29 protein-coding genes are annotated in these 25,772 nt (G+C 41.2%); 8 read left to right on the forward strand and 21 right to left on the reverse strand.

What is annotated here, in order from left to right; translation table 11 throughout:
- Positions 1-635: 635 nt before the first annotated feature.
- The 3 genes from V1502_RS12865 to V1502_RS12875 form a co-directional block, all read right to left on the reverse strand.
- Positions 636-1,151, reverse strand: coding sequence for a GNAT family N-acetyltransferase (locus V1502_RS12865; RefSeq protein ID WP_409251047.1), 516 nt, complete (start codon positions 1,149-1,151; stop codon positions 636-638).
- Positions 1,152-1,940: 789 nt separating this feature from the next.
- Positions 1,941-2,696 (reverse strand): CAP domain-containing protein, encoded by a 756-nt coding sequence (locus tag V1502_RS12870; RefSeq protein ID WP_409251048.1) that lies wholly within the window; start codon positions 2,694-2,696, stop codon positions 1,941-1,943.
- Positions 2,697-3,007: 311 nt separating this feature from the next.
- Entirely contained in the window at positions 3,008-3,280 is a 273-nt protein-coding gene (locus V1502_RS12875; RefSeq protein ID WP_409251049.1) for a hypothetical protein, read from the reverse strand.
- Positions 3,281-3,381: 101 nt separating this feature from the next.
- Here V1502_RS12875 and V1502_RS12880 point away from each other — a divergent pair, with 101 nt between their 5' ends.
- Positions 3,382-3,621 carry a DNA alkylation repair protein gene (locus tag V1502_RS12880; protein WP_409251050.1) on the forward strand — a complete coding sequence of 80 codons (240 nt, stop codon included), beginning with the start codon at positions 3,382-3,384 and terminating at the stop codon, positions 3,619-3,621.
- Positions 3,622-3,710: 89 nt separating this feature from the next.
- On the opposite strand, the gene V1502_RS12885 is transcribed toward V1502_RS12880, so the two are convergent.
- The 3 genes from V1502_RS12885 to V1502_RS12895 form a co-directional block, all read right to left on the reverse strand.
- Positions 3,711-5,330: an MDR family MFS transporter gene (locus tag V1502_RS12885; RefSeq protein WP_409251051.1), complete on the reverse strand. Its 1,620-nt coding sequence runs from the start codon at positions 5,328-5,330 to the stop codon at positions 3,711-3,713.
- A gap of 114 nt (positions 5,331-5,444) precedes the next feature.
- On the reverse strand, positions 5,445-5,861 hold the full coding sequence (locus V1502_RS12890) for a MarR family winged helix-turn-helix transcriptional regulator (RefSeq protein WP_409251052.1): 417 nt from the start codon (positions 5,859-5,861) through the stop codon (positions 5,445-5,447).
- A gap of 77 nt (positions 5,862-5,938) precedes the next feature.
- Complete coding sequence (locus tag V1502_RS12895) at positions 5,939-6,877, reverse strand: CobW family GTP-binding protein (protein WP_409251053.1); 939 nt, start codon at positions 6,875-6,877, stop codon at positions 5,939-5,941.
- A gap of 332 nt (positions 6,878-7,209) precedes the next feature.
- Between V1502_RS12895 and V1502_RS12900 the strand changes: the two genes are divergently transcribed.
- Together V1502_RS12900 and V1502_RS12905 are read left to right on the forward strand one after the other, a co-directional pair.
- Positions 7,210-7,497, forward strand: coding sequence for a class I SAM-dependent methyltransferase (locus V1502_RS12900; RefSeq protein ID WP_409251054.1), 288 nt, complete (start codon positions 7,210-7,212; stop codon positions 7,495-7,497).
- Between the two features lie 517 nt (positions 7,498-8,014).
- Positions 8,015-8,734, forward strand: a complete 720-nt coding sequence (locus tag V1502_RS12905) for a helix-turn-helix domain-containing protein (RefSeq protein ID WP_409251055.1) — start codon at positions 8,015-8,017, stop codon at positions 8,732-8,734.
- Between the two features lie 172 nt (positions 8,735-8,906).
- On the opposite strand, the gene V1502_RS12910 is transcribed toward V1502_RS12905, so the two are convergent.
- The 5 genes from V1502_RS12910 to deoD all read right to left on the reverse strand — a co-directional run bounded on the left by V1502_RS12910 (position 8,907) and on the right by deoD (position 14,880).
- Positions 8,907-9,866 (reverse strand): LCP family protein, encoded by a 960-nt coding sequence (locus V1502_RS12910; RefSeq protein ID WP_409251056.1) that lies wholly within the window; start codon positions 9,864-9,866, stop codon positions 8,907-8,909.
- Positions 9,867-10,026: 160 nt separating this feature from the next.
- Complete coding sequence (locus V1502_RS12915; protein WP_409251057.1) at positions 10,027-11,499, reverse strand: S41 family peptidase; 1,473 nt, start codon at positions 11,497-11,499, stop codon at positions 10,027-10,029.
- A 176-nt stretch (positions 11,500-11,675) separates the two neighbouring features.
- Complete coding sequence (locus V1502_RS12920; RefSeq protein ID WP_409251058.1) at positions 11,676-12,263, reverse strand: YitT family protein; 588 nt, start codon at positions 12,261-12,263, stop codon at positions 11,676-11,678.
- A gap of 152 nt (positions 12,264-12,415) precedes the next feature.
- Positions 12,416-13,321 (reverse strand): M15 family metallopeptidase, encoded by a 906-nt coding sequence (locus tag V1502_RS12925; protein WP_409251059.1) that lies wholly within the window; start codon positions 13,319-13,321, stop codon positions 12,416-12,418.
- 857 nt (positions 13,322-14,178) lie between these two features.
- Positions 14,179-14,880 (reverse strand): purine-nucleoside phosphorylase, encoded by a 702-nt coding sequence (gene deoD, locus V1502_RS12930; RefSeq protein WP_409251060.1) that lies wholly within the window; start codon positions 14,878-14,880, stop codon positions 14,179-14,181.
- Positions 14,881-15,057: 177 nt separating this feature from the next.
- On the opposite strand from deoD, the gene V1502_RS12935 reads away from it, so the two are divergent.
- Both V1502_RS12935 and V1502_RS12940 read left to right on the forward strand, forming a co-directional pair.
- Positions 15,058-15,186 carry a hypothetical protein gene (locus V1502_RS12935; protein WP_276310261.1) on the forward strand — a complete coding sequence of 43 codons (129 nt, stop codon included), beginning with the start codon at positions 15,058-15,060 and terminating at the stop codon, positions 15,184-15,186.
- Between the two features lie 6 nt (positions 15,187-15,192).
- The gene (locus V1502_RS12940; protein ID WP_409251061.1) at positions 15,193-15,336 is read left to right on the forward strand and encodes a hypothetical protein; all 144 of its coding nucleotides are present in this window, start codon (positions 15,193-15,195) and stop codon (positions 15,334-15,336) included.
- 225 nt (positions 15,337-15,561) lie between these two features.
- On the opposite strand, the gene V1502_RS12945 is transcribed toward V1502_RS12940, so the two are convergent.
- From V1502_RS12945 to V1502_RS12955, 3 genes are all read right to left on the reverse strand, one after another.
- Positions 15,562-15,882, reverse strand: coding sequence for a YodL domain-containing protein (locus V1502_RS12945; protein ID WP_409251062.1), 321 nt, complete (start codon positions 15,880-15,882; stop codon positions 15,562-15,564).
- A gap of 95 nt (positions 15,883-15,977) precedes the next feature.
- Entirely contained in the window at positions 15,978-16,748 is a 771-nt protein-coding gene (locus tag V1502_RS12950) for a sporulation protein (protein ID WP_409251063.1), read from the reverse strand.
- A gap of 14 nt (positions 16,749-16,762) precedes the next feature.
- A complete protein-coding gene (locus tag V1502_RS12955) occupies positions 16,763-17,554 on the reverse strand; it encodes a serine/threonine protein kinase (RefSeq protein ID WP_409251064.1) in 792 nt (263 codons plus the stop codon).
- Positions 17,555-17,947: 393 nt separating this feature from the next.
- Between V1502_RS12955 and V1502_RS12960 the strand changes: the two genes are divergently transcribed.
- On the forward strand, positions 17,948-19,045 hold the full coding sequence (locus tag V1502_RS12960; RefSeq protein WP_409251065.1) for a DUF2515 family protein: 1,098 nt from the start codon (positions 17,948-17,950) through the stop codon (positions 19,043-19,045).
- A 68-nt stretch (positions 19,046-19,113) separates the two neighbouring features.
- On the opposite strand, the gene V1502_RS12965 is transcribed toward V1502_RS12960, so the two are convergent.
- Positions 19,114-19,293 (reverse strand): YozD family protein, encoded by a 180-nt coding sequence (locus V1502_RS12965; protein WP_409251066.1) that lies wholly within the window; start codon positions 19,291-19,293, stop codon positions 19,114-19,116.
- Between the two features lie 148 nt (positions 19,294-19,441).
- Here V1502_RS12965 and V1502_RS12970 point away from each other — a divergent pair, with 148 nt between their 5' ends.
- Positions 19,442-19,594, forward strand: coding sequence for a hypothetical protein (locus tag V1502_RS12970; protein WP_409251067.1), 153 nt, complete (start codon positions 19,442-19,444; stop codon positions 19,592-19,594).
- Between the two features lie 2 nt (positions 19,595-19,596).
- Here the strand turns inward: V1502_RS12970 and V1502_RS12975 are convergent, their stop codons facing one another.
- The gene (locus V1502_RS12975) at positions 19,597-20,250 is read right to left on the reverse strand and encodes a hypothetical protein (RefSeq protein ID WP_409251068.1); all 654 of its coding nucleotides are present in this window, start codon (positions 20,248-20,250) and stop codon (positions 19,597-19,599) included.
- A gap of 383 nt (positions 20,251-20,633) precedes the next feature.
- Here V1502_RS12975 and V1502_RS12980 point away from each other — a divergent pair, with 383 nt between their 5' ends.
- On the forward strand, positions 20,634-21,203 hold the full coding sequence (locus tag V1502_RS12980) for a DUF4256 domain-containing protein (protein WP_409251069.1): 570 nt from the start codon (positions 20,634-20,636) through the stop codon (positions 21,201-21,203).
- A 131-nt stretch (positions 21,204-21,334) separates the two neighbouring features.
- Here the strand turns inward: V1502_RS12980 and V1502_RS12985 are convergent, their stop codons facing one another.
- From V1502_RS12985 to V1502_RS13005, 5 genes are all read right to left on the reverse strand, one after another.
- Positions 21,335-21,556 (reverse strand): YozE family protein, encoded by a 222-nt coding sequence (locus V1502_RS12985; protein ID WP_409251070.1) that lies wholly within the window; start codon positions 21,554-21,556, stop codon positions 21,335-21,337.
- Between the two features lie 105 nt (positions 21,557-21,661).
- Positions 21,662-21,949 (reverse strand): YokU family protein, encoded by a 288-nt coding sequence (locus V1502_RS12990; protein ID WP_409251071.1) that lies wholly within the window; start codon positions 21,947-21,949, stop codon positions 21,662-21,664.
- On the reverse strand, positions 21,942-23,348 hold the full coding sequence (ablA, locus tag V1502_RS12995; protein ID WP_409254346.1) for a lysine 2,3-aminomutase: 1,407 nt from the start codon (positions 23,346-23,348) through the stop codon (positions 21,942-21,944). Before ablA ends, V1502_RS12990 begins: the two co-directional genes overlap by 8 nt.
- Positions 23,349-23,485: 137 nt before the next feature.
- A complete protein-coding gene (ablB, locus tag V1502_RS13000; protein WP_409251072.1) occupies positions 23,486-24,325 on the reverse strand; it encodes a putative beta-lysine N-acetyltransferase in 840 nt (279 codons plus the stop codon).
- 81 nt (positions 24,326-24,406) lie between these two features.
- Positions 24,407-25,672 carry a peptidase gene (locus V1502_RS13005; protein ID WP_409251073.1) on the reverse strand — a complete coding sequence of 422 codons (1,266 nt, stop codon included), beginning with the start codon at positions 25,670-25,672 and terminating at the stop codon, positions 24,407-24,409.
- Between the last annotated feature and the right edge of the window lie 100 nt (positions 25,673-25,772).

The following is a 25,772-nucleotide window of genomic DNA, read 5'->3' on the forward strand; positions in this document are numbered from 1 at the left end:
CTGTATTCGTATAGATTGTTGCTTTCGGAAAAACCAAAGGGGGATTCCCCCCCCCCCCCCCCGGGTACCAGGGCTTGTTCATTGAGCGCGAGACATTATTTACCGCTCTCCACCTTTTGATGCACCCCGCTTTCCATGCGAGGGACATCATTTTGACGCACTCACCCTTTTGATGCTCCTCGCTTACCGTGCGAGGGACATCATTTTGCCGCTCTCACCCTTTTGATGCACCCCGCTTTCCATGCGAGGGACATCATTTTGCCGCTCTCACCCTTTTGATGCACCCCACTTTTCATGCGAGGGACATCATTTTGACGCTCTCACGCTTTTGATGCACCCCGCTTTCCATGCGAGGGACATCATTTTGACGCTCTCACGCTTTTGATGCACCCCGCTTTCCGTGCGAGGGACATCATTTTCCCGCACTCACCCTTTTGATGCACCTCGCTTTCCGTGCGAGGGACATCATTTTCCCGCACTCACCCTTTTGATGCACCTCGCTTTATAAAACGCTCCTTTTTCACCCAATATGTTGGCTACAATGAATCACCGTGCCATTATCTCTGGAAGAAAACCTTGTAACTTTCAAAAACCATGAGCGCAAAAAAAGACAGATCACACCGGATCTGCCTTTTTCAATCTTCAATTAAGATTTTATCATATGTGTAGAATGGGTTGTCTTTTCCCATGAATTGAATTTTCCCTGTCATGTGGAATCCATTTTTTTCGAAAAGTGCTTGAGCTTTTTTATTAAGGGAATATGTATCCGTTCGGATGTAATGAACATTTTGATTTTTCGCCACTTCTTCTGTTTTGTTAATCAAAAGCGAAGCAATCCCTTTGCCGCGGACATCAGGATCTACGACCAGACGATGAAACAAATAGGCGGGGCCGTCTTTTCTCCATTGGGAGGTACTGTATTCTTCAGGTTCATTTTGATCGATGGTAATACTTCCAACGACTTTTTCATCTTCATTAACGGCGATATACAGTGACTCACTCTCGGCATCTTTTGAAAAATCCCCTGCAAGTGGATATTCATCTGTCCATTGATCAATATTTTCGCTTTTCATGATTTCAACGGTTTTTTTGACCATCTTCATGATCTCTTTTATGTCTTCTTTGTTCCCTTTGCGCACGTGATATGCCATTAGTGTCCACTCCTTCAAAGGTCTGTCAAATTAATGACAGTCCTAACACTATCTGCTATTGAACTTACCACTATCATTTTCTCATTTCAACTTGAAAGCTTTTTCCTTAAGGCAAAGATTAGATTAACCTGTTACTGCCGGTTTCATTCAAATACAAAGCTCAACTAAAAGAGGAAAGACCTGATAATACTAAGTTGTTCAGTATTGGAGTAGAAAAATAGAAAAAACAATCCAAAATACTATAAATTCATATTAAAAATCACATAATAAACCCATTTCACCAAGGGAAAAGAATGGATACTTAAAATAAGGGGAATTTTTTCCGCTAAACTGCAGAATTTAGCTGGAGAAAGGTAAATAAGGGGAGGGTTTACCGTTATGCCTTCTCAATAATCCAATTTTCATTTTTTTTTAGTTAATAGCGGATGATTGTTCCCCTATTTGACCTATTTTCCTCGACATTTCTTTTAGAAGGGAAATTTCTTCCCTTATTATATGATTTCATGATGCCTTTACTTGCTTCTATGGTCGAGGGGGCCTGAGGATATCTGAAATAAAGTAGATAAAATCCGTTCAAGAGAATTCGCCACGTACATCAAAAGACTGATTTCAGTATTGCTAAAACGTGATACGATTGTAGATTTGAAAACACAGTTGAAAGTAAAAGATATGCTGTAATCTCAATAAAAAATAGCATACGAATAATGGTGCTTTTTCGTATGCTAAAGACTATGAATTTTTATGGTTTGTACCTCTAAAATGAACTAGATTTCCTTCACTCTTTATTTGTTATTTAGATATGAACATTTGAGTCCAATAGTTTCCATTTGTATCATGCCCGACACCAATATGAGTGAAGTTGCTGCTTAGAATGTTTTTTCGGTGTCCTTCACTGTTCATCCAAGCCTTTACCACTTCTTCGGGAGTTCGCTGTCCCATCGCTATGTTTTCTCCTGCAGCACGGTAATCAATACCGAATTGATTCATCATATCAAATGGAGAACCGTACGTAGGACTTGTATGCGAGAAGTAATTTTTCTCCTGCATATCATTTGATTTTTCTCGTGCTACTTTACTTAACTCTGTGTCAACCTTCAGTGCAGGCAGGCCTTTTTTTGTTCTTTCGGCATTTGTCAGCTCTACAACCTGTTTTTCAAATTGGCTGAGTGTCCCGCTGACAGTTTCGGTTGTTTCCTTTTCACTCGCTGCAGGCTGCTGTGGTGCTGCCGGTGCAGAAGCTGTACTATCTGGAACAGGCGCTTGTGCTGCGGGTGCCTCTTCCCTTTCAGGATGATTTTGTGCAGGTTGTTTCTGACTCGACTGTGTTTCTGAATTGTTCTGATAGTTCCACTTAACATTATATTTAGTCATTAAATTCTGGACCCACGCATTGAGTTCTCCGTGGTCACCGGAAAATTGATAGGTGTATACTTTAGTTTGAGTTTGGATTTGATTACCGCTTGCCTCGGCACTATTAAAGAATGGAGCAGCCATTAAAGTAAAAGCGGTTGCTGTTGAGACGATCATTTTCTTTTTAGTATTCATGATGTTCCTCCTCAGAAATGTGGTTGCTGTGTTGCACAATCATCATATCATCGGATTTCTGTCATATTTGAGGTTTAATTTGGAAGCGCCTGGTGTTTTGTATTTTCAAAATATTGAAGGGCGGCAAAAAACCTATTAATCTGGCAATCGTTATCTTCCTTAGAGCTTCATCCTAAATTTCCCTAAAAAGGGACATTTACTAAGATCCAACCTCTATTTGGCAAAATATCAGTATTGACATAAGATTTGGAAGCTGGGTTCTTTATCATTTGTGACACTTTCTTTGCAATTATAAAAATAAGACAGCTGATCTATGTATTTCTCAATTTCTCCAATTGATCTGTGTACAATTTTATTAAGTCATACTTTCTTTCCACTTCAAGAGCTGATTCGATAATACGTTTAACTCCAAAGTAATATTTAACTTCTTTGCTTTTACGGATTCGTGGATGACTATTCTCATCCTGCAGCTCCCGTATGATTGATTCTTTGAGGATCGTTCCGGGGTCTCCTTGCAGGTTCAATGTCCGTTGATTCCATATAGACCTGTAAGCTTCCAGAAGTTCAAGCTCATTCTGTTTCATTTGTATTCACCCTTTCTGTTTACATATTTATTGAAAATTTTTCAAATACTATGATCAAGATTTCTATTTTTCAGCTAAAGACTATGAAAGGTGGTAGAAATATGGGTACACCATACCGATGTCCCAACTGCAAAACAAACCGTTCCAGATTCAATATTATACAGCAGGTCTCACAAAGTGTGAAACTTGATCCTCAATCCGGAGAGGTTGTACAACAGTATGATCAGTCTACAATTGATCCATTCCATATCCAATACAAGGGACCGGAATATAAGGTCCAATGTGGTGCATGCGGGCTGGTCGAAGATGAAAGAACGTTTAAGAAATTTGGAGAAAGCTGATTCTGTATCCTTCCCAATCCCCCATTGAACTCAAGACAAAACGGCCTCCTGCCTTCAACAGGATGGCCGTTCATTAATTCCTCAACTTTTTATTCACTGACTGGTTCTGCCTTTTTGTACTCTGTCTTTCGTTCCTCTTTGTTGGTTTTTCTTAAAGGGATTTCCCTAAGGAAGAATGTAAGCAGAAATCCTGCTGACATGATCACCGCTCCAATCAGAAAGACATTCGTCAATGAATAGCTTAACGAGTCTCTGACAATCTCGATCATCTTTCCAAAAGCTTCCTGCATTTCAGGCGGAAGGGATGCTTGAATTTCCTGCAGCTTCTCCCCATTCATCAAGCTTTGGGGACTTTGAAGCGATTGTAGTTGCGCGGCGCTTTCCGGCGGAAGAGATTCAATATTCGTGTTTTCCTTCAAAGAAGAAAGTTCTTGATTCATCTTTGAAGCCATTGAGTTGTTCATGACAGTACCCATGACTGCAACCCCCACCGTTCCTCCAATTTGCCTGAACAACTGTGAGGCAGCTGTTGCAACCCCTAAATATTGATGCTGAACAGCATTTTGAACAGTCAAAGTGAACACAGGGAAGCTAAGGCCAAGTCCCGAACCGACGATAATCATATTGATAACGGCTGTCATATTGGTTGTATCGGTATCCATGATGGAGAGTAAAGCAAGCCCGCTGCCCATGATAAATAACCCCAGCAAGGCAATCAACTTATACCTTCCAGTTTTCGTAATCAACTGGCCGCCAATTGCAGAGGCAGCTACCATACTCAGGGTCATTGGCATCATCACAAATCCGGATTTCGTCGCCGAAGTCCCAATGACTCCCTGAATAAAGAAAGGCATATACATAATGGCCCCGAACATCCCGGCTCCAAGAATGAAGCCTATCACATTGGAAAGGGTAAAAATATCATTCTTAAATAGATGCAGTGGCAGTACAGGATTTGCTGCCCGTTTTTCCGTAATTATGAAGAAAGTTAAGGCTGCCGCTGTTATGATAAACAGCCCGATGACTTGGTAAGAAGCCCAATCAAATTCGTTTCCTCCCCATGTAAAAGCCAATAGTAAGGGAACAATAGTAAGAGAAAGCATTAAAGAACCTAGATAATCGACTTTCTTTCTCTCCTTCACCGTTTGAGAAGGGAACAATTTCCATATCATTAAAAATGCGACTAAGCCAAATGGCAGGAAGACCCAGAAAACCCAATGCCATTCAGCATTGTCAACAATCCATCCTCCAAGTGTCGGACCGAACACACTGGCGAGACCGAAGATTCCACTCATCAGTCCCTGCCATCTCCCTCTCTCCCTCGGTGCAAACAGGTCACCGACTGCTGTAAAAGAGGTTGACATGATCATTCCCGCGCCAAAGCCTTGTATTCCCCGATAGGCAATCAGCTCGATTATCGATCCTGACAGCCCATTCAAAAAAGAGCCCAGGGTAAAAACGCCGATTCCAACTAAGATAAATGGTTTCCGCCCGTACATATCTGAAAGCTTGCCGACAAGGATGGCTGTGACGGAAGAAGTCAACATGAAGATCGTAAATACCCAGCTGTAATACTCAATGCCGCCCAGGTCAGAGATAATCGTAGGCAGGGCAGTACCGACAATGGTCTGATTCAACGCTGCGAAAAGCATTGCTGACATAATCGCCATCATTATAAGGATTTTTTTCCTTGGTTCTAAATGTTCCATGATATTTCCCCTTATCATTTATTATATTAATATTTAACCTGGTTAAGTATTAGGCGTAATGAAAGGGCAACTTTCCTTATAAGAAAGTTATCCCTTAGCATTTTGGTACTGCATTTATTTCGCTTCATATAACTTGCTAAATAAATAAATCATTTGTTCTAATTCATTCTTAGAGAAAGTAGCGAACTTCTCTTGAAAGTATTCTGATTTCATCTGCATACACTTATCCAGAATTTCTGAGCCTTTTTCGGTCAGTGTCAGTTCCACTACACGACGGTCGATGGATGACCTTTGCCTGGTCACATACCCCTTCTCCGTCAGGCTGTCCGTCACACTCGTTACATGGCTTGCAGAAACCTCCATCTTTTTTGATAGATCAGAAGCTTTCATTTCTCCATGCTCCGAAAGGAACTTTAATACAAGCAGTTCCCCGCTGGAAAGGTACTGCCCATACAATCTTGTAATATCGTGTTTCATCATACGAAATACATTGCGGAATAATTCTTCTAATTGAAACATTTCACTTTTCAATAAAATCTTACACCTTTCAGAAAGGAGAATGGTTAAGTAAGTTAACTATTAAATTTTATGATAATTTTCTTATAAGGTCAATCCTTTTTCGATTGCCTTTCTGATCTCTCTAACTCTTCCAATTCTGTTTTCAGTTTGTGCTCATCAAGATCCTCCCCTATGATGACAAGGTTTTTTGGGAGGTTCATATCTTCCGGCAAAAGAATCGGCATTCCATAAGAGTACTGAAACATAAATGGATGTCTTCTTCCACTGAATGGGAGGTACCCTTTCATACGATAGATAGTATCAGGCAGCTTTCTCATCCATTCCTCGAATTCTGTCTGTGAAACAGAGCCTGTAAAACGATGAACATAAGCCCGTAAATTAAGCTGATGGCCGATCGCACTTTTTTCCCGGTCACCAGATACCTGCTTCCCTTCGAGATTAAGCAAATCGGAAGAAGATACCCTGCTGTAATTGGTCATGATCAGCTTGGCATCGGAATTAATTTGCTGGATTTCAAACAGGGCAGTACCTTTTTCCATTTCAGATAGTAAATCCTCTTTATTAAAAATAAGTAGATGGGCATGCCTGATTTGTTCCCTCATCAATTGCAGGACTTGAGGGCTGTATGCCCCTCTGGACACCCATTGTTTCCCATCCACGACAGTAATGATTCCCTTGAAGTGAAAACGGTCGGCGAATAATGGGGACATGACGGCATCCACCACTTCGACGGGATGGGCTGCCCCTGTGGTTTCAATGACCAATACATCAAAGTCATCTTGATATAGCAATTCCTGAAGCTGAGATTCCAGCTTATCCTGAATCGAGCAGCAGATACAGCCATCAAGGAGTTCCTTCAAAGGGGTCCCCTCTTCCACTTCTTGTGAATCTATGGAAACACTGCCGAGTTCGTTCATCAATACAGCAGGCTTAAGATCATTCTCCTTTAACGCAGAGATCAAATTTCTCAATAATGTGGTTTTACCGCTTCCAAGAAATCCGGAAAGCAGATAGACATCTTTTTTCATAATAATTAATCTTCCTTTCAACTACCTTCTTAGCCCATTCTAGTTCAACTAGACCTGTATTACAATCTTGATCTCCTTTTGGTATATTGAAAAATTAAGGGGGAGTTTTAGTGCTGAGATTAACAGGGGAACGAGTAATCCCGTAGAAGATGAATCCACTGAACGTTATGCTACTTGAACATTTGGCGAGTTTTTCAGTTTGGAATATCGCCTGAGGGACAGGTTAAGCTACAAAAAACAGTCCTGGAAGATATGGTAGAGGTCGACAATGATAAAGAAACTATGAACTATGCCCGTCCAAATCACATTCATCGTCTGATTTACTATCAAAGTTGAATGCTGAAGATGCGAAGGTGCCACAGAGGCTCTGCCAGTTCGACGTGATCCTAAGGTTTGAGACACTGGACCATCTCTCACAGGAAAATGCGTTTATGCAGAACATTCATCAAATGCTCAAACAAGGTGGGACACTGATTATTTCCACACCGATTGGAGCCGGAGGGGGACAGCCCGCAAAGGAGCCCTATTCTATTCATCAGCTGAGAGTAAGTGAATTTACTGCTCTCTTTGATCAATACGATGAAAAAGAGTTTTATTATCAAAGCTTTGTTAGAGAATGATGTTGTTTTATGATCTTTCTTTTATTTTGAACAGGTGCTTTGAACCTAATCAGCACTTAGTTATAAAAGCAAGTTTCAGGGATTGGAGCGGAAGGTGAATGACCTCCTGCGGGATTAGCGGGCGTCTAGTTCCATCGCCCAACCCCTCGGGGTCAAATAACCCTAAGAGAATTAAAGGATAGATCACCTTTTATTCTCTTAGGAACATTTGCCTGTCGGGGCTGAACGGGGCGATTCCACTTTTTATGACAGGTGAGACCCCTAATCCAGTTGCAGCGCCGCGGAGTCGCGCACCTGGAGCGGAAATCAGACTTCATGATCCGCATTTGAAGCCTGAATAACACACCATTAACTAACAAAGCCATTATCAAAGTAGTGTATTAGTCGAAGCAGCGAGAGAAGGAAAGCATTATCCATTTGGGATAGCAGTCTGCAAAAAGAAAATATAAGATTAACAGAAAAAAGTACGATGTACATGCATACAATGAAGTAAACACCTCTGAAAGGAATTGTGTGTATGTACTATGAACATATTGTTCCTGTAAACCTTAAGGCATTCCTGGACTCCCCTTCCCATACCAATCTTAAGAACCTGTTCCTCACCAATACAGGGGAAACAGACTACCTTGATTTCAAAGCCAGGTGGTCCAATTGGACAAAGATGGCTAAACATATACTGGCCATCGCCAATACAGGCGGAGGCGCCATCATCATCGGAGTGGACCAGTTGGATGATGGGTCCCTTTATCTCAAGGGGCTGACCGAGGATGAATACATGGATAAAGCGGATATTGATAACAAGTTGCAGCATATGCTGCCTAAATATTTGAAGTTCCGTACCGAAGATTTCCTCTTTTCAGAAGAGATCGACCCTGCATTGCATACAAAACTGTTTCAAGTTCTCATGATAGAGTACGACCCTGAATATATACCCTATACTTCAATTGCTGCGGGAGGGGACCTGCGTTATAACGCCATTTATTTGCGTCAGGGAACTAAATCAGTTGAAGCCACCCACGATAAGCTCCTGGAAATCATTTTAAGGAAGATACATTCCGGAAGCATGGACAGCAAAGAAATTTCATTGAAGGATCACCTTGAACAGTTGCAAACATTGTTCATTCTCAAGAAACAATCCTTGGACTTCAGTTTCCACCATTACCTCGATATGCTGATCTTAAAGAAACAAGAAAAAATAGAAATGATGATGGGCATTCACATTAAAAAAGAAGTGTAAGCAACCTTTATACCATTAAAACGGAGAAAGAGAATGTACCGGCGGTTTCCATGAAAAATCGGATTCGAATATTCTGTACCACGCTTACCACTCCATCTTCAAGTCCAGGAAGGAAAGGTACAGCACACTTCCAGTCCGATGGCGTTTCACAAAAATTCTCTGAAGAGAGAAATTAATTTTTCACTTCTAAAAACTTTGATACTGCTTCAGCATTGGCTTCTGCATCCAACTCCAAGACGACACCATCATCTTTAGTCAAGACATTTCGATAGGTGTCTTGCACAGGAATCCTCAAGGAATCAAAGGATTTTACAGGATGAAGCATGGTTGCCATGCCCAACTTAAGGAGATCATTCAACTCCAAATCCGTTTCAACAGATTTCTTAGCTTCCTGCATCAGAGATGACACAGTCTTGATGCCTTCCCCATTGGTCAGCTTTTCCATAACCGCTTTCTGAACTTGTACAATTATTTCCTGCTGTCTATTGATTCTGCCAAAATCACTTTCATCATCCTCGCGGAATCTTGCATAGTTTAACAGCTGCTGCCCGTTTAGAACCTGTTTTCCGGGTTCCATGTCCCATTTCCAATAATTAATCATAGCAGCCGGAACATCAACCTCAATTCCTTGAGGCAGCACTTTATCAACTAAAGTGACGAAACCCTGAAAATTCATTTTGATCACATGGTCCGTCTTCACGTTGAAGTTCTCCTCGATAGTTTCTATTAGCAGACCTTCTCCTCCCCATGAATAGGCATGATTGATTTTACTCTTCCCATGACCGGGAATAAATACGTAGGAATCTCTCATTATCGACATAAGTTTGGCCGTTTGCGTTTCTGGCTGATATTGTGCAATCATGATGGTATCTGCCCTTGATGGCTCTGATTCCCTCTGGTCAGATCCTATTATCAGTACATTCAGCGGTTTAGCCTTATTTCCGATGAAGTTAAAGCCTTGCTTTTCACTTCCTTCCGTTCTGTTGTTACCTAAAAGTTTTTCATTAACATTTTCCGATTTAATTTCGAGATCGCTTTCTGCTGTATCATCTTTCTTTATCCAATCTCCCGAACAACTGTGAATGATTAAAAAGCAAACGGCTACTTGAATGAACCTTCTGATCGTCTTCAATGAAAACACCTCTCTATACATTGGCTGTTAACATTTTCGGCCAGAAAAAAATACTCTATACTTCAAACTTGATTAAACAAGTGCGTTAAATGCAGACTGACATCTCCACAAAACACAAAAAGCCGGTTTACAAAGATTTGTAAACCGGCTTTCAAGTTGCTTATTGCAGTTGATCGGTAAGTATTTCAATAGCTTTATTGACTTGTGTATCATTCTTTTCAATAAGTGTCCTCATGTTTTCCATGAGCTTTAGAATACTTTCACTGTTAAGAGATCCTGTCACTTCAAGTCCTTCTGCCTCCTGGAAGGCTCTCACAGCATCTGTTGTTGATTCATCATAGAAGCCATCCGCTTTACCTGGATCATATCCTGCTGCTTTTAACATCTCTTCAGCTGCTTTCACTTGATCTGACAAGTCAGATTCCTTTAATTCCTTATCAGGGTTGATATAAGGCAGTTCTGCATAAGCAGGAAGGGCTACATCATAATCCGGTTTGATGCCTTTCTCATGAATCCAGGTACCGTCAGGGGTAAGCCACTTGGCCGTCGTGAACTTCATATTAGATCCATCGGTGAAGCTTTCAGAAGTCTGCACGGTCCCTTTGCCGAAAGAGTTCACACCAACCAAAGGAATGTCAGCAGATTCACTGACTGCTGCAGCAAGAATTTCCGAAGCACTTGCACTTCCTTTATCAATCAATACTGTTACAGGAACATCAACCTTTTGGCCGCCTTCTGCAACGATTTTTTCTTTATTTCCTTCATTGTCTTCCACCTGAAGAAGGACATCTCCCTCAGGTACGAAAAGCGAGGAAATCTTAATGGCCTGGTCTAACAGCCCACCCGGGTTTTGGCGAACGTCTATGATGAGGGCTTTCATCCCCTCGGCTTTCAGTTCTTTAAGGGCCTTGGTCAATTCTGTATAGGTATCATCGGAAAAGCTGGTAATTTGAATTTTGCCGATCCCATTATCAAGCATTTCAGAATAAACCGTTTCAAGCGGAATTTCATCTCTTGTGATAGTAACTTCTGTCGTTTCATCAGCACCAGGACGCTGAATCGTCAGAGTAACCTTTGTACCTTTTTCTCCTCTGATTTTAAGCACTGCATCCGTAACACTCCATCCCTGGATACTCTCCCCATCCACTTCAAGAATTTTATCATTGGGACGCAATCCCGCTTTCTCAGCTGGAGACCCTTTAATCGGAGAAACAACCGTGATGTGTCCATCTTTTTCCTGGATTTCCGCTCCTATCCCTTCAAAGGATGAAGTGATGCTTTCCTGGAACCGTTTTGCCTCTTCTTGATTCATATAATCTGAATAAGGATCTTCCAGGGACTCAAGCATCCCATTGATTGCTCCATTGACCAGGTCTTCCTGATCAAGATCCTTATAGTACTCTCTATTCAATGCATCGTAAGCTTCATAAAGCTTCTGAAACTCATTTCTCTCCGGAACACCGACATTGACGGCTTTTTCGTCTCCAAAAGCCAATGCAAAAGTTGTAATTCCGGCAGTTGCAAAGACCAAAAAGAATATTAACATGACAAATTGAAATTTTCGGATTTGAATAAAACCGGAAGTATTGGTTTCTTTTGAATCATTGTTATTTTGTTGCTGCTCGTTGTCCATCAACCATCACCACTTTCACTGCAAGTCTTGCTAGCATATTTTTCTTAGAATAGCATGTTTTATCCCTTATGAACACTTTTTTACATGATTTGTTTCATTGTGACCCATTCTCCCAAAGGAACTTCCAATAATAAGCAGGATTAGTCACACCTACTCATTTTATCAGTTTTTATGGTTTACCTAAAGGAATATCCCTTTCGGTTTTTATTATGAGTTAAAACAGCTGTAAAAAATCCAACGGTACTGACTGCTAGCAGGGAATGAAAGAATGAATAAGCACCTATAAGAGCAAATCCTCCAAGCAATACCAATGTATCGATGACAAAAATAATAATGCCGACATTCCATCCAGTGCTTTTTCCGATGATTTGCGCCAGCAGATCTGTCCCCCCGGTTGCAGCTTCTGCTAAAAGCATCAGCCCGATCCCGATACCTACAAATGCTCCACCGGTCAATGCTGCGGCAATCGGAATCATATGAATATTTTGAGACAGCGGTTCCAGGACATCGATCAACAGTGATGAAAGCCAAAGCCCATGTATACTTTTAAAAAATAAACTGCGATCAAAAAAGAAAGCCAGTAAATAAAGCGGTATACTCAAAATGACTATAGTAAGCCCCGGTTTGAAATCAAGCCAATAATGGCTGATCAGCCCTATGCCGATCATCCCTCCATCAAGAAAATGCTGGGGAACGAAAAAGGCATTGATTCCAACCGCCACCAAAAGGCTGCCCAGGATAATCTGCAAGTAAACCTTAAACATTCTTTTTCCCCCTACTGTTTAAATACCTTTGAAATGATCATTAAAGCATGTCCCTCTATTAACATATATGTAAAAAGGATTCGTTTTATTTGTATTCCTATCGGAACCCGCAAAAAAAGACCTGAAAGGAGGTCCCTTCAGATCTTTGACATTTATATTTTTTTCACATTTTCAAAATATTCTTCGAGGGTCCAGTCATTTTCATTAATGACCTTTGCTGCTTCTTTACCAACATAGCGGTAGTGCCAAGGTTCATATTGGTATCCTGTAATCTCCTCTTTTCCCCGAGGATACCTTAAAATGAATCCATACTTATATGCATTTTCCTTCAGCCACTTGCCTTCAGGTGTATTTTCGAAGGCAATGTTGACTTGGAAGCCATTGCTTTCGCTTGATATATCCATAGCAAGCCCGGACTGGTGCTCACTATTCCCGGGAGGTGCTACAGCTTTAACCGCTTTCTCTTCTCCGAACTGCTTAATCTCTCTTTGCAGCAGTGCTTCCTGGTAGGCATAGGAACGATATCCTGAAATAGCCGTCAAGTATTGTCCCGCTTCTTTTGCAGCGGCAAACATTTCTTCCAGTGCTTGTGCTGCTTCTTGGCGAATATATGCTTTTTCAATATCCTGGTTTCCAAACACAAATGGTACATCCGGCCTTACCAGGTCATCGGGTTTATAATCCCCAGTCAAACCAAATTCTTTATTGACCAGAGCCAGGGTGTTCTCAGGATTGGTTATTACTTTTTTACCATCCACTGTTTCTACATTATTAAAGAACTGTGATTCCAATTGTAAGGCAGGAGGAACTTCTTCTTCGTCATTTTGCTCAGGAGGTTCCTGTGACTCTGAACTGCCATTCTGGTTATCATCATGAGGTTCATCTCCATTGTCCGGAACAGAGGCAGGTTCCTGATCTTGCTGCTCCTCATTATCAACGCCCTCTTGCCCTTGTGGAGCTGCTTCATTTGAGGAAAATAAATTTTTTGTCCATTCTTCTGCCTGCTGACATCCTGATAACAGGACAACAGCTGCCGGTACCAAGAGTAACTTTTTCATTTTTCTTTCACCTTCTCTATCTTTGTCTAAACCATCATAACACTTCTTAACCAATCTGTAATGCGCGTAAACCATTGCTTTTTCCTCATTTATTAGTAAAGGTTTTAAAACCTGTCATCGTGCGCAGGTACAGACCATCCTTCTTTCCTGCATTTATCTCTTGAGTACTTTTACTAAAACCGCTTGAAGATGCGAAGGTGATTTCCGCTTCAACTAGGAAAATGCAAGATACACTTTTTTATTAGCTTTATTAAATATTGAAGTTGTTAAATTGTGAAGTGTGATTTCCGCTCCAGGTGTGCGACTCCGCGGGGCGGGCGGTAAGCCTCCTCGGCTGCGCCTGTATAAAAAGTGGAAGCGCCCCGTTCAGCCCCGACAGGCAAATGTTCCTAAGAGAATAAAAGGTGATCTATCCTTTAATTCTCTTAGGAACATTTGACCCCGAGGGGTTGGGCGATGGAACTAGACGCCCGCTAATCCCGCAGGAGGTCGCACACCTTCCACTCCAATCACTGTATCCTTGCTTTTATATTTAAGAGCTGATCTTTATTTAACGCTGTTTTCGTATATATTTTTGCTCTCGGAAAAATCATAAGAGCCGGATTTTCCCCTTGGAGACAAGGGCTTTTTCTCTGAACAGTGTGAATTAGCTTTTTTCTTCCTTGTTTATCTGGCTATTTCTAGTTAATTAAGAAACATTTTAAAAAGATTATATTAAATAGCAACAAAGTTTACGAAAAGAGCCTTAATTAATGCACCTGTTCAATATATAAGAATCACGATTGATGAACAAATGAGAAATGATCATCTAATTCAAAAATAAAAGCCCGCCGGAAACCGGCAAGGCTTGGATCGATTTATTTGATTGCTGCTTCGAGTGCAACTTCAATCATGTCATTGAAAGTAGTCTGTCTTTCTTCAGATGTAGTTTCTTCACCTGTTAAGATATGATCAGATACAGTCAGGACAGATAATGCTTTACGTCCATATTTTGCTGCAAGAGTGTAAAGAGCGGAAGTTTCCATTTCAAGGGCAAGGATTCCGTATTGAGCCCATTTTTCATGCTCTGCATTATCATTATAGAACATATCAGCCGTGAATACATTTCCGACTTTCAGGTTAAGCCCTTTTTCTTCTCCTGCATCATACGCTCTTTTCAATAGGCTGAAGTCAGCAGTAGGAGCATAATCAATTCCATTGAACGTCAATCGGTTCATCTGGGAATCTGTGGAGGAACTCATGGCCAGGATGACGTCTCTTACCTTTACGTCCTTTTGAATGGCGCCGCAAGTTCCAACACGGATTAAATTTTGCACATTATAGCTCTGCATAAGTTCATTGATGTAAATGGAAATGGAAGGCACGCCCATTCCAGTACCTTGTACAGATATGCGTTTCCCTTTATATGTCCCTGTGTAACCAAACATATTTCTTACTTCGTTATAGCAAACCGGATCTTCCAAGAATGTTTCTGCGATGTATTTCGCACGAAGCGGATCTCCCGGAAGCAATACCGTTTCTGCAATCTCATTTTCTTTAGCACCAATATGTATACTCATTGAAATTCCTCCTGTTAATGGTTTTTTTCTCATTATACACAGTCCATACCTTAGCATTCTTCCTTTTACCAAGGCTATGCATGAACATTGTAAGCTTTTTTACCAATTCATGCAACGAGTTCATACCAAGGATAACAAAGATGGAAGTGGCTAAACTAGTCTTAGGGAGGGATTACTATGGCTAATGAAAAAATGAGCAAGAAACTTCGCCAGGCAGTTGAATATGCCAACAATACGAATCCATCTTCACGTTCAAGGAATCAGCCTAACTCTTCTAAAACAGAACGATTCAACAGCGGGAGGTAAACTTCTTTGGGAAAAAAACACCGTGCACGCATTAATGCACCTAAAAAAAATAATCACATACCGCCAGAAGGCATTATCGCTGAGCATGAAGCTCATGATAAAGAGCATTCCGGCCGCAAGCGGAAAAACGGGCCAGGACACCATCAATAAGTGCTTTATTGGCATGAGCCGGCTTTTGCCGGCTCTTTAAACACTTGAAAAGGAAGCAGGATTGTTATTCTCCAGTCCCTTTCATGTACATATTAAGTTACCGGTTGCTTCAGACACCATTAATTTTAGGATAGTCAACCCTCTATTGGCATTATATTTTTTCCTGAACTCCTAGCGTAATACTTACTAAAAAATCTCCAGCATGGGGGCTGGAGAAATAAAGAATCACCTTATAATTACTCTATTTACCTCTTTCCAGCCGCCAGGCTCCAACCTGAAATAATAATGGCCCCTTCTTCCCTCATCAACGAAAATAATATCCCCAGTGGTAATGTATCGTCCGTTATAATCCTTGGGCATTCTGTCCGGTACATTGAACAAGCGAAACGTCTGTTCCAAAGCATCCAGCCTATCTTGAGCTGGAACCGCCATACGGTACACTTTTTTATAGCCTTTCCTCTGGCCGAAAGCAGGCGTTTGAAAGATGGTGATGTCATAGGTTTTCGTGTAGGATTTTGGACGAATAATCTTTTCTAGCAATGCCATAAGAACCCCTCCGTTTATTTGGTTCTTATAGAATTAGCTCTTATCCCTGTCGAATCCTTCATCAGAAAAAGACTGCTTTTGTCGAACCCGCAAAATTATGAATACCGGTCCAGCACCTTTCCGATTTTTTCGTCAAGAGAAGGCAGTTCTGCTGCAGAAATCGTCATTTTTACCAGCGACTCGTCCATTTCCAAGGCTTCTGCAAGGAAACCGCCAAACCCTCTTGCCCTGCGGTCTACTTCGAAAAGAATGTCAACCGAGTTAACCGACTGGTTCAGGAATACGACTTCAAGTTCATCGAGCTTGTGTCGATAGGCTCCTGCAGCCGGAATGAATTCAAATTCCTGAACAAACGGATGCCTGCCTCTCAAATGGCGAGGGGCTTGCTCACACTCTGCCTGCCTTAATTTAAACCCGAGTCTTTCCAAAGATGAAAAGACGGCACTCATCATTTCATTCGGCGCAATTTCGATATAATCTTTATCTTTTGGATCTATTGCATTTTTGATATCCAGCCCGGTTGCCACCCATACCCTCGTATTGCCAACTGTCACAGGAGTCTCAAATGGAAGTTCAAAACTTACCTGAAACTGTTTGACTTCATTTTCCTTGATTACAAATGGTTCTGATATTTGCACCTTTTCAATACAGGCGCTGTCAGTGTATTTTTTATCATCCGACTCACGGATATATGTTGTGTACAACATAAGATAAATAGAATCCACTTCCTGCTCGACATTTCCACCCTTCACTTCCACAACACCTGACACTCTCTCCCCAGCTGTGTAACGGGTTCTTTCCAGTTTAGTATCAACAGATGCTGCACCAATTCCTACAGAAGCAAATACCTTATTAAAAAATGACATAATGATTCCTTCCTTTACGTTTGAATTTTTTGGATAGCCCTCTCCAGTGACCGAATCAACTCGGAGCAGCCGTCAAAAGGTTTTTCTATTTGTAACAGTCGTCTAAGGATACCCTTTGTTAACGGGCATAATTCCAGCTCCTCTTCCCAGCTTCTTTCCTTCTTTTCGTCACTTTTATAGGAGGAATAAAGCAGGAATAGCAGGAAATGACCAACTGCATAAAAATCTGCCCTGACACTTTTCTCGCGCATATGATCCTTATGTTTAGAGGTGTCCGAGTGATTGCTCTCCATTTCTGCAGCCAAGCCAAAGTCGATGATCTTCAAAGAACCTCCACTGAGTATCACATTGGGAATCCGCAAATCTCTGTGAACGATTCCCTTGTCATGCAGCAAACTGATAATCTGAACGATTTCTCTGACTATAATTAAAGCTTCTTTTTCATTAAAGGATTTTCCTTCTTCAAAGATTAGTTGATCAACTGTTTTTCCTTCAAAGAATTCCATGATCAGATAGGGCACTTTATCTTTCCTGCCAGATGAAATCAGTTTAGGAAAATGACCGCTTTCAAGACTAGCCAGAATGTCAGCTTCCTTTTTCAGTAGTTTTCCGGCAGGGTCAATCAGCCTCTTATAAGGTCTCAGTCTTTTCAACACAGCCAATCGGCCATCCGTATTGTTTTCCACCAGATAAGCTGTACCATAGCTTCCTTGTCCTAAGAGAGACTTTACAACATAATCTTCAACTTCAGAACCGGGCTTCCACTCTTTTTCAAAGAGGTTAACAGTTTCTCTCCAAACGCCCATTGTGTTCAGCTGCTGAAAAAACTTGAGAAGCTGCTTTTATACTTCTTTTTATAATGATGATGTCCATAATGTTTATGTTTATGAGATTTATAATGCTTCCAAGAATCACTCGAAGAATAATATTTTTTATGCATCTTGCTCTTAATTAAATGCTTAATCAATTTCTTCAACAACGTAATTCCTCCCTTTACTTCAAGATTAATTAAGGCTCAATTCCGCTCCCGGTGTACGGCTCCAAGGGGCGGGCGGTGAAACAAAATTCCGTTAGTTTAAAAACTGCAAACTTTGCGAAATAACTTATCATTATTAAGCTGGGCTAAAGTTAGGTAAAACGCAGCCTATGGTTTTTATACGTTTGATTTTCAAAAAAGTTTCATTCTGGAGTGATGATTTATGGTTGTATCCTTCATCCAAAATCTTCTGGCACCTAAAGAGAAGTTTATTCCTTTATTGCCTAAGACAGAAATACAGAAAATTAAAAATCTGATTATGAATACAAGTCACACTGCTCTTGTCATTCTGTCGGATGAAAGGTTAATTATTGAGGAAATTAAATCGGAAACAGAGAGGAAAAACAAAAATAACGTGACGAGGACGAAAGCCTACTTAGATTATTACAAAACAACTCAGGAAATTGAGTGGGCATTCCTAGCACATATGGTATCAAGAAATGCAGGGTATCATATGACAGATCTCAAAGGAGAAATCCTCCCCTCCTTTCTCGATGAAGATACAGCAAAGAATTTCTTCCTGTTCCTCGAAAAAGCCAATGCGTTCATTTTTCATGATGCCTTCCCCCAACTTCTACTCTATAAAAAAAGCATTGAAAAAAAGAAACCATTGTTTCACTTGCTTCCTGCCTTTGGCGTTTCAAAAGCAATGTCCGTATTCTGGGAACGTTTTTGGAACGATGGAGACAAGAGAGTATTGGCACTCGGCTTAATCATAAATGAACAAAGTATGCTTCAAACCAGACTGGTTGCTCAAATACAAGAGGATTACGTTTATGAAAAGTTCCTCTTTTACCTTCAAGACAGACTGGAATGGACAACGGTTTTCTTCCCTTATAAAAAGAGTAAACAAACCGGGGGACCATACTTACTGGCGGGCACTACTATTTCTTATTTTGAAAATACCGAAGAACGCATAAACATTGGAAAGAAACTCTACAGTATCCTTTTTCTGAAACAACCCATTTATCGTTCTGCCTTCCATTATGCCATGAACACCCCACACACCGGTTCCCGAAGTGACTACTGGCCCAAAAGCTATTCACACGAAAAAACGGCAAAAAAAATTTTCAGCCCGCAACTAGAGAGTGTATGGCACTCTATTGACCATTCATTTTCATATGAAGATTGGGTAAAATCTGATACCATCCATTACATTGATGTTTTAGAGACACTACCCGTGACAGTCCATTTTGATGTAACGCCCCGGGCAAGTTTGATCGTTAAGCTGTCATCTGATTATAAATCTTTATCAACCTAAAGCAGGCTCCCCCTTCAGGAAGCCTGCTTTTTGTTTATGTAGCAGAGACAAAATCTGTCTCATGTAAATTAATAATCATCATCGTTTGCTTCCTCATCAATGATGCATTTCTCAATGAGATATTCAAAAGTAATATCGGCGATTTCTTCTAATTCATCTTCTGAGGGTACATACCCTCTGCGAACAAGTTCCTGAAAGAAAAATTCCGCAATTTCTTCCGTATCAATAAACACTTCAATTTCACGCATAGTATCGCCCCCTTGTACTTCAATCTATGAAAATCATAAGAAAGTTATGCAGACAGAAAAAAGTTTTCATATCCTGACTTGGACAAGCATAAAGTGAGGATACAAAGCAGAAATGATTCTAACACTTAATGCCGGAGGAGAGATGACGATGGATACAGTTAAAACACTGAAAAGTTTTTTGGCAGAGGATATCATGAATGATGATGGAATGATCATTAAGGGAATGGAGCGGGTGCTGAGCTGGCTCTTGAAAGCATTTTTCATATTGAGCTTTCCAGTGTTCCTTATTATTTTGTTCTGAGTTCAATCTTTTCCGATAGCATCGGAATTCGAACTCAGATGGTTTCTCAGCTGCTCGACGATCGTGTTCATTTTACGTTTGTACTTCTTGTCTTTGAACAGATAATATAAGACTTTATAGTCATTATAAATATCAAGCAGACGATCTATAAAGCTGTCATCCTGATATCGCGGAGAAGGTAACAATGCCTGTTCTTGTTTAGTGGGAATGACAATTCCATATTTCTTCATATACGTCTCCGCCTGGTCATGATCCGCTATCAAAGTCAGTTCCTCTTCATCGGCTTCCAGCCATTCTCCGTCTGTAATTCTTGTCAATTCGTAAATGACATCTTCCCAGGCATCCTCTTTGTATCTCCAGATTTCGGTACGGAATCCTACGACTTTGAAAAAATCACTCTCATACCCTTTGACTTTGACAAGATCACCAAATAAAAACTTATATTCTATATCAATCTGCTCCTGCTCAAGCAGGTACCCGTCATATTCATCCAGCAGCCTCAAACAATCTTCCTTGAAAAGTCCTTCACTTTCATTGACTTCGTAAACATATTCTCCCTCTAAAAACTTTATATTTGTCACTTTTCCTACAGTTCCATAAATCGTAACAACCACCGTGTCTCCTGTCTTGAACTTTGGTTGTTTCCGCTTGCCCATCTTCTCCCCTCCCCCTTAAAGTTATTTGTTATTATCATATGCACTCCTTTAAATAACGCTAATAAAAGAAGCCTATTAGAGAGGGATTTTTGTAATCAATTCTGTGTTATATTATTCATTTGAATAACAGTCTTACATCGACTTACAATAGCAGCCCATTCTTTCAGGGCTACCATCCTGGCGAAAGCGAATTAAGCCGGGAAGGAATTTACTCACGTTTAGAATATATAGTAAAATGATTTCACTACACTGGTTATACGATGGAAAAATTGGAGGAAAGCAGGAGTACACCTTTAGTTTGAGAAGCACCATGTAAGGTTAGAGGCATTAATTACTTATCAAGTTTTATCCATTATAAGAATAATTCAAAAAGGGGAACGATGATGACGAAAAAAACTGCATACGAGTTATCACATGATCAAGCTGAAGAATTACTTCATGTTTTGAAAGGTCGTTTTAAGGAAAATATGCATCGCCATAAAAATATGAAGTGGGACAAGGTCGAAGCCAGACTGAAAGCAGATCCAAAAAAACTTTGGTCGCTCAATGAAATGGAAAGAACCGGAGGAGAGCCAGACGTGGTTGGATACGACACACAGAAGGAAACATACATGTTCTGTGATTGTTCAGCGGAAAACCCTAAAGGGCGAAGAAGCGTATGTTATGACCGAGCAGCTCTGGAGTCGAGAAAAAAACACAAACCAGAAACCAGTGCTATTGATATGGCAGCTTCTATGGGCATTGACCTTTTAACAGTAGATCAGTATAAAGCTTTACAAAAGCTAGAAATTTTTGATACAAAGACGTCGAGCTGGGTTAAGACACCCCAGGATATTAGAGACCTGGGCGGGGCACTTTTTTGCGATTACCGCTACGGTCATGTCTTTGTTTATCACAACGGAGCAGAATCATACTATGCCGCTAGAGGATTTCGCGGCTCACTTTCTGTCTAGGTATATATAATGACACAACAAAGGCTTATCCCGAAAGCAGGTGCCGTTTTTTATATACTATAAAATACACGGCTACTACTCCTTTATCAATAGACCAAAAAGCACGCCTGATTTCCAGGCGTGCTTTTATATCATCCCTCTTCGATCAAATACCTTTCCCAGGCATCATCAAACAGGCTCATACTTTCAATATAATGGCCGTTCAATTCCAGATAGGAACTGACTTCATCGTATTCTTCTGCCTGTTTCGGGAAAGCGAGGTCGTCATATACACTATTTGCGAAAGCCGTGAGCTGATCACGAGCGGTAGGTTGACGATATTTCATTAGAAAGTGATAAAAAGATTTTCTCATCTTGATCTCCTGCCCTGTGAAAACTAATAGATTGATCTCCTGCTAAAGCCATTGGCAATTCTTTGTATTAGGATACATAAATAAAAGGAGTTCGTAAAGAGCCGATCAGTCAAAACGGAAATAATTTCTCTTGAGTTTCCGCTCTATTTTCATTAAGTCCTGATAGGAAACCCTGTCTTCAAGCCCCTTGGTATCAATAAGAAGCAGCTGGTCTTCAATATCAATCGTAACCGATTCCTCTGTAAATACAATGCCACAGCTGCTGCAAAACACTTGGGGTGTACCGGTTATTTCAATGGCTCTTGACCCGTCCGGCAGTTCCCAAAACACAGGACCGCTGCTTCCATATGCTTGTTGTTCCCCGCACCATGAACATTCAAACCTTTCACTCATCTGCAGACTCTGCCTTTTCCATTTTTTTCAGTTGTGCCTGATACTTTTTCTCTTTCAAGGCATCTCTCTTCTCACGTAAATCCTTAAGTGATTTGTGTTCAGGATTCGTTACGTATTTCTCTCTCCGATTCAGACGGTGCAGCCCTTTAGGAACAAGGGAAGATTTAGACTCATTAAGGAGGCCGTTGATGCCGATAGCTGATTTAAAGCTTTCCAATGGGTAGATTGAATTGAAGTAATCATCCGCTCTCCCCGGGATATAGTTTTCCGGCTCCGGATAGGTGGTGATGACCCCTTCGAAATTCCTCAGTACGACTTTGTCCGCACTTTGAGAGATGAGATAGTTTGGCTGAAGGGCGATTTTGCCTCCGCCGCCAGGGGCATCACATACAAAAGTCGGGACCGCGTAACCTGAAGTATGCCCTCTCAAACCTTCAATAATCTCAAGGCCTTTTGAAACAGGCGCTCTGAAGTGTCCGATTCCTTCAGATAAATCACATTGATAGATATAGTATGGACGGACCCGTATTTTCACCAGGTCGTGCATCAATTTCTTCATGATCGGTACACTATCATTGATCCCGGCCAGGATTACCGCCTGGTTGCCTACCGGGACGCCTGCATCCACCAGCATCTCACATGCTTTTTTTGATTCTTCCGTAATTTCTATCGACGTATTGAAATGTGTGTTAAGCCAAACCGGGTGATACTTCTTCAATATATTGCATAGATTTTCTGTGATTCTCTGCGGAAATACGACAGGTGCTCTCGTGCCGATCCGGATGATTTCCACATGAGGTATATCCCTTAGATTCTTAAGAATATATTCAAGGATCTTGTCATTGATTAGAAGGCCGTCTCCTCCGGAAAGAAGGACATCTCTGACTTGAGGAGTATCCCTTATATACTCGATGGCTGCGTCGAGCTGTTTCTTTGGGACTCCCATGCCGATTTGTCCGGAAAACCGTCTGCGTGTACAATAGCGGCAGTACATTGAACATTGGTTAGTGACAAGAAAGAGGACTCGGTCAGGATATCTGTGAGTCAGTCCTGGTACCGGAGAATCTTCATCTTCATGCAGCGGATCTTCCATGTCATACTTCGTTTTATGAATTTCTTTTCCTATCGGCACAGACTGCATCCTGATTGGGCAGCGGGCGTCATCTTCATTCATGAGCCAGGCGTAGTAAGGAGTGATATTCAGCGGGATTGTTTTCGTGGATATTCTGACTCCTTCCTCCTCTTCAGGAGTCAAGTTAATCACTTTTTTTAGATCATCCAATGTCCTGATCGTATTCGTCAATTGCCAAATCCAATCATTCCACTGCTCTTCTGTAACATCTTTCCAAACTTCTATGTCCTTCCAATGTCTCTTAGGTTTATATAAATCATTTAACATATAAGGCACCAACCCTTCTCCATCATTTCGCTGGACTGACAGCACTTTTACAGAGCCAATGAATCTGTTTTTACTTCTAGGCTATGATGGGCGAGGAAAAATGGTTTCAAGTTTTCCCTTAAGATACAGCAAGCTTTTTATTCTCTGCTCAAGTCCTTCCACCAGATATTCATATCCTCCATCTTATCGTAAATAAAACAGTTGTTCACAAGCCTCCCGCCATACCTGTATCCAAGCTGTTTGAAGGCTGCATTCATGCCGAAAGACAGTGACCTGGCAATGGTATACACACAAAATATCTGCTGTCCTGCCAGTTCTGCTTCCAAACCGTTCAGGAGCTGCTTCATCAGGCCGCCGCCTCTATAAGAAGGAAGAGTCGCACAATCCGTCAATTCTGCATTTCCGTTAAAAACATCTATTTCTGCTGAAGCTGCACTGATAATTTCATCGTTCTTCTCGATAAATAGAAAGACTGTTCCACTTTCCATTGCTTTGCGGACATAGTCTGGTTTCTGTAATGGCACTGGATAAACCGGAAACACCTTTTCGTACAGAGCAGCCAGTCTTTCTGCATCTTTCACTCCCGCTTTTTGAAGTTGAAACCTGTGAAGAGGGTTTCTTGTCTCCTCTTCTAGTCCATGTACATCAGTAAAAATTTCTTCAGACTTCTGCCAATGGGCGGACATTCTACGTTCTTCTGTCATAAACTTTGCGAGGAAGTATACATCATTGCCGTTGAAGAAACCTCTGATGACTGCTTCCAAGACATACCCCTTCTCTATAAACGAAAGGAGGTGCTCACTTCTCGCCTTCAAAATAATCTTCTCTGCATTTATTTCCTTACTGGAGTCTTCAATCATTTTTTTAACTTCTTCAAGATTCCCTGCATAGTCATCAATTCTGACTCTCTTATTAAACCGGTCACAATAAGCTGTAATATTGGCTTTGGTTCCTGTGACTTTATTAGAGTATTGCATGATTTTCCCTGCTTTCTATTTATTCCTTTTGAAATACACATTAAATAGCAACAACATTTAAGAAAAGAGCCTTAAATGCCATTAACTATCTGACACTTCACACCACTCTAGGATGGCCATTGCTATGACTTCGGCTGTCTGAAGAATCTTAGGTACTTCAATGTATTCGTTGGCGTCATGGGCTGCCTCCGTTGTCCCCGGACCGAATACGATGACAGGGATGTTCCCCCCTTTAGAAAGAATGCCGCCATCAGTCCCCCATGGTGAGGCTTCAATGACTGGAGGGGAATGGAAAACTTTTGTATATGCTTCACTTACCACTTCCATAAATGGATGATCAGTTTCAAGGCTGCCCGGCTGCCACCTTCCGCCGAACCATTCCAACCTGACAGGGTTCTGTTCAAACCAGCTGTCCTTCTCTGCAAGACCCTGAAGACAAGATTCCATTTCTTTCTCTACTTCCTCCATGGACTCTTCTGGGGCTACACCAATCCTGCCCTCAATCACAGCCAGATCCGGTACGGAAGACGGCCATTTACCGCTTTGAAATTTCCCTATATTAATAGGGAATGGGATTGGAATATTTCTATATAGTGGATCTAATATATTCTCATTTCTCCGTTTTTCAAGATCTTGCAGCTCATCCACTACGGCCATGGCTTTCTCAATGGCGTTTACTCCTTCATAGCGGGTTCCTCCGTGAGCCTGTTTGCCTTTCACCGAAATCCTAAACCACATCGATCCCTGCTGCTTTGGAAACAGCTTCATATTGGTAGGCTCCGGAATGATCGCTGCATCGGCTGTGTATCCCCTTAATAATGCAGCCAATGTGCCGGTCCCGCCACTCTCCTCTTCTATTACACTTTGAAAAATGATATCTCCTTTCAACTTGATCCCAGTCTCCTTCAAGGCTTCAATTGCCAGAAGCAGAGAGACCGTTCCGCCTTTCATATCCGTGGACCCTCTCCCGAAAACCTTCCCATTCAAGTATTCACCGCTGTAAGGTTCAATGTTCCAAGCCGTTTCATCACCTTCTGGGACTACATCGATATGGCCATTGAGAATGATGGACCTGCCTTCTCCAGTCCCCTTCAGAATACCTATTACGTTGGGATTACCAAGGAAGTCTTCTCTATCACACCGATAGAATGGGTGATGGATAAGATTTTTTTTATCAATTTCCCAGATATCAAGCTGCAACCCGATTTCACGACATTTCTCTATGATGACAGCCTGTGCCTTCGACTCATTTCCCCTTACACTTTTTTCTTGGACCAGTTTTTGTAAAAGACGGACAGCTTGCGTTTCCTGACTGTGTATCCATTGCTTGACCGCGTTATTGTCCATTTCTTTCACTTCCTTTACTTTATGGTTCTTTTCTAAAACTTTGTTGCTATTTAATATGAAGTTCAAGAGATATAGCCAAAATTCACAGAACTCACCCTGG

The organism is Rossellomorea sedimentorum (assembly GCF_046237645.1).
GTDB classification, from domain to species: domain Bacteria; phylum Bacillota; class Bacilli; order Bacillales; family Bacillaceae_B; genus Rossellomorea; species Rossellomorea sedimentorum.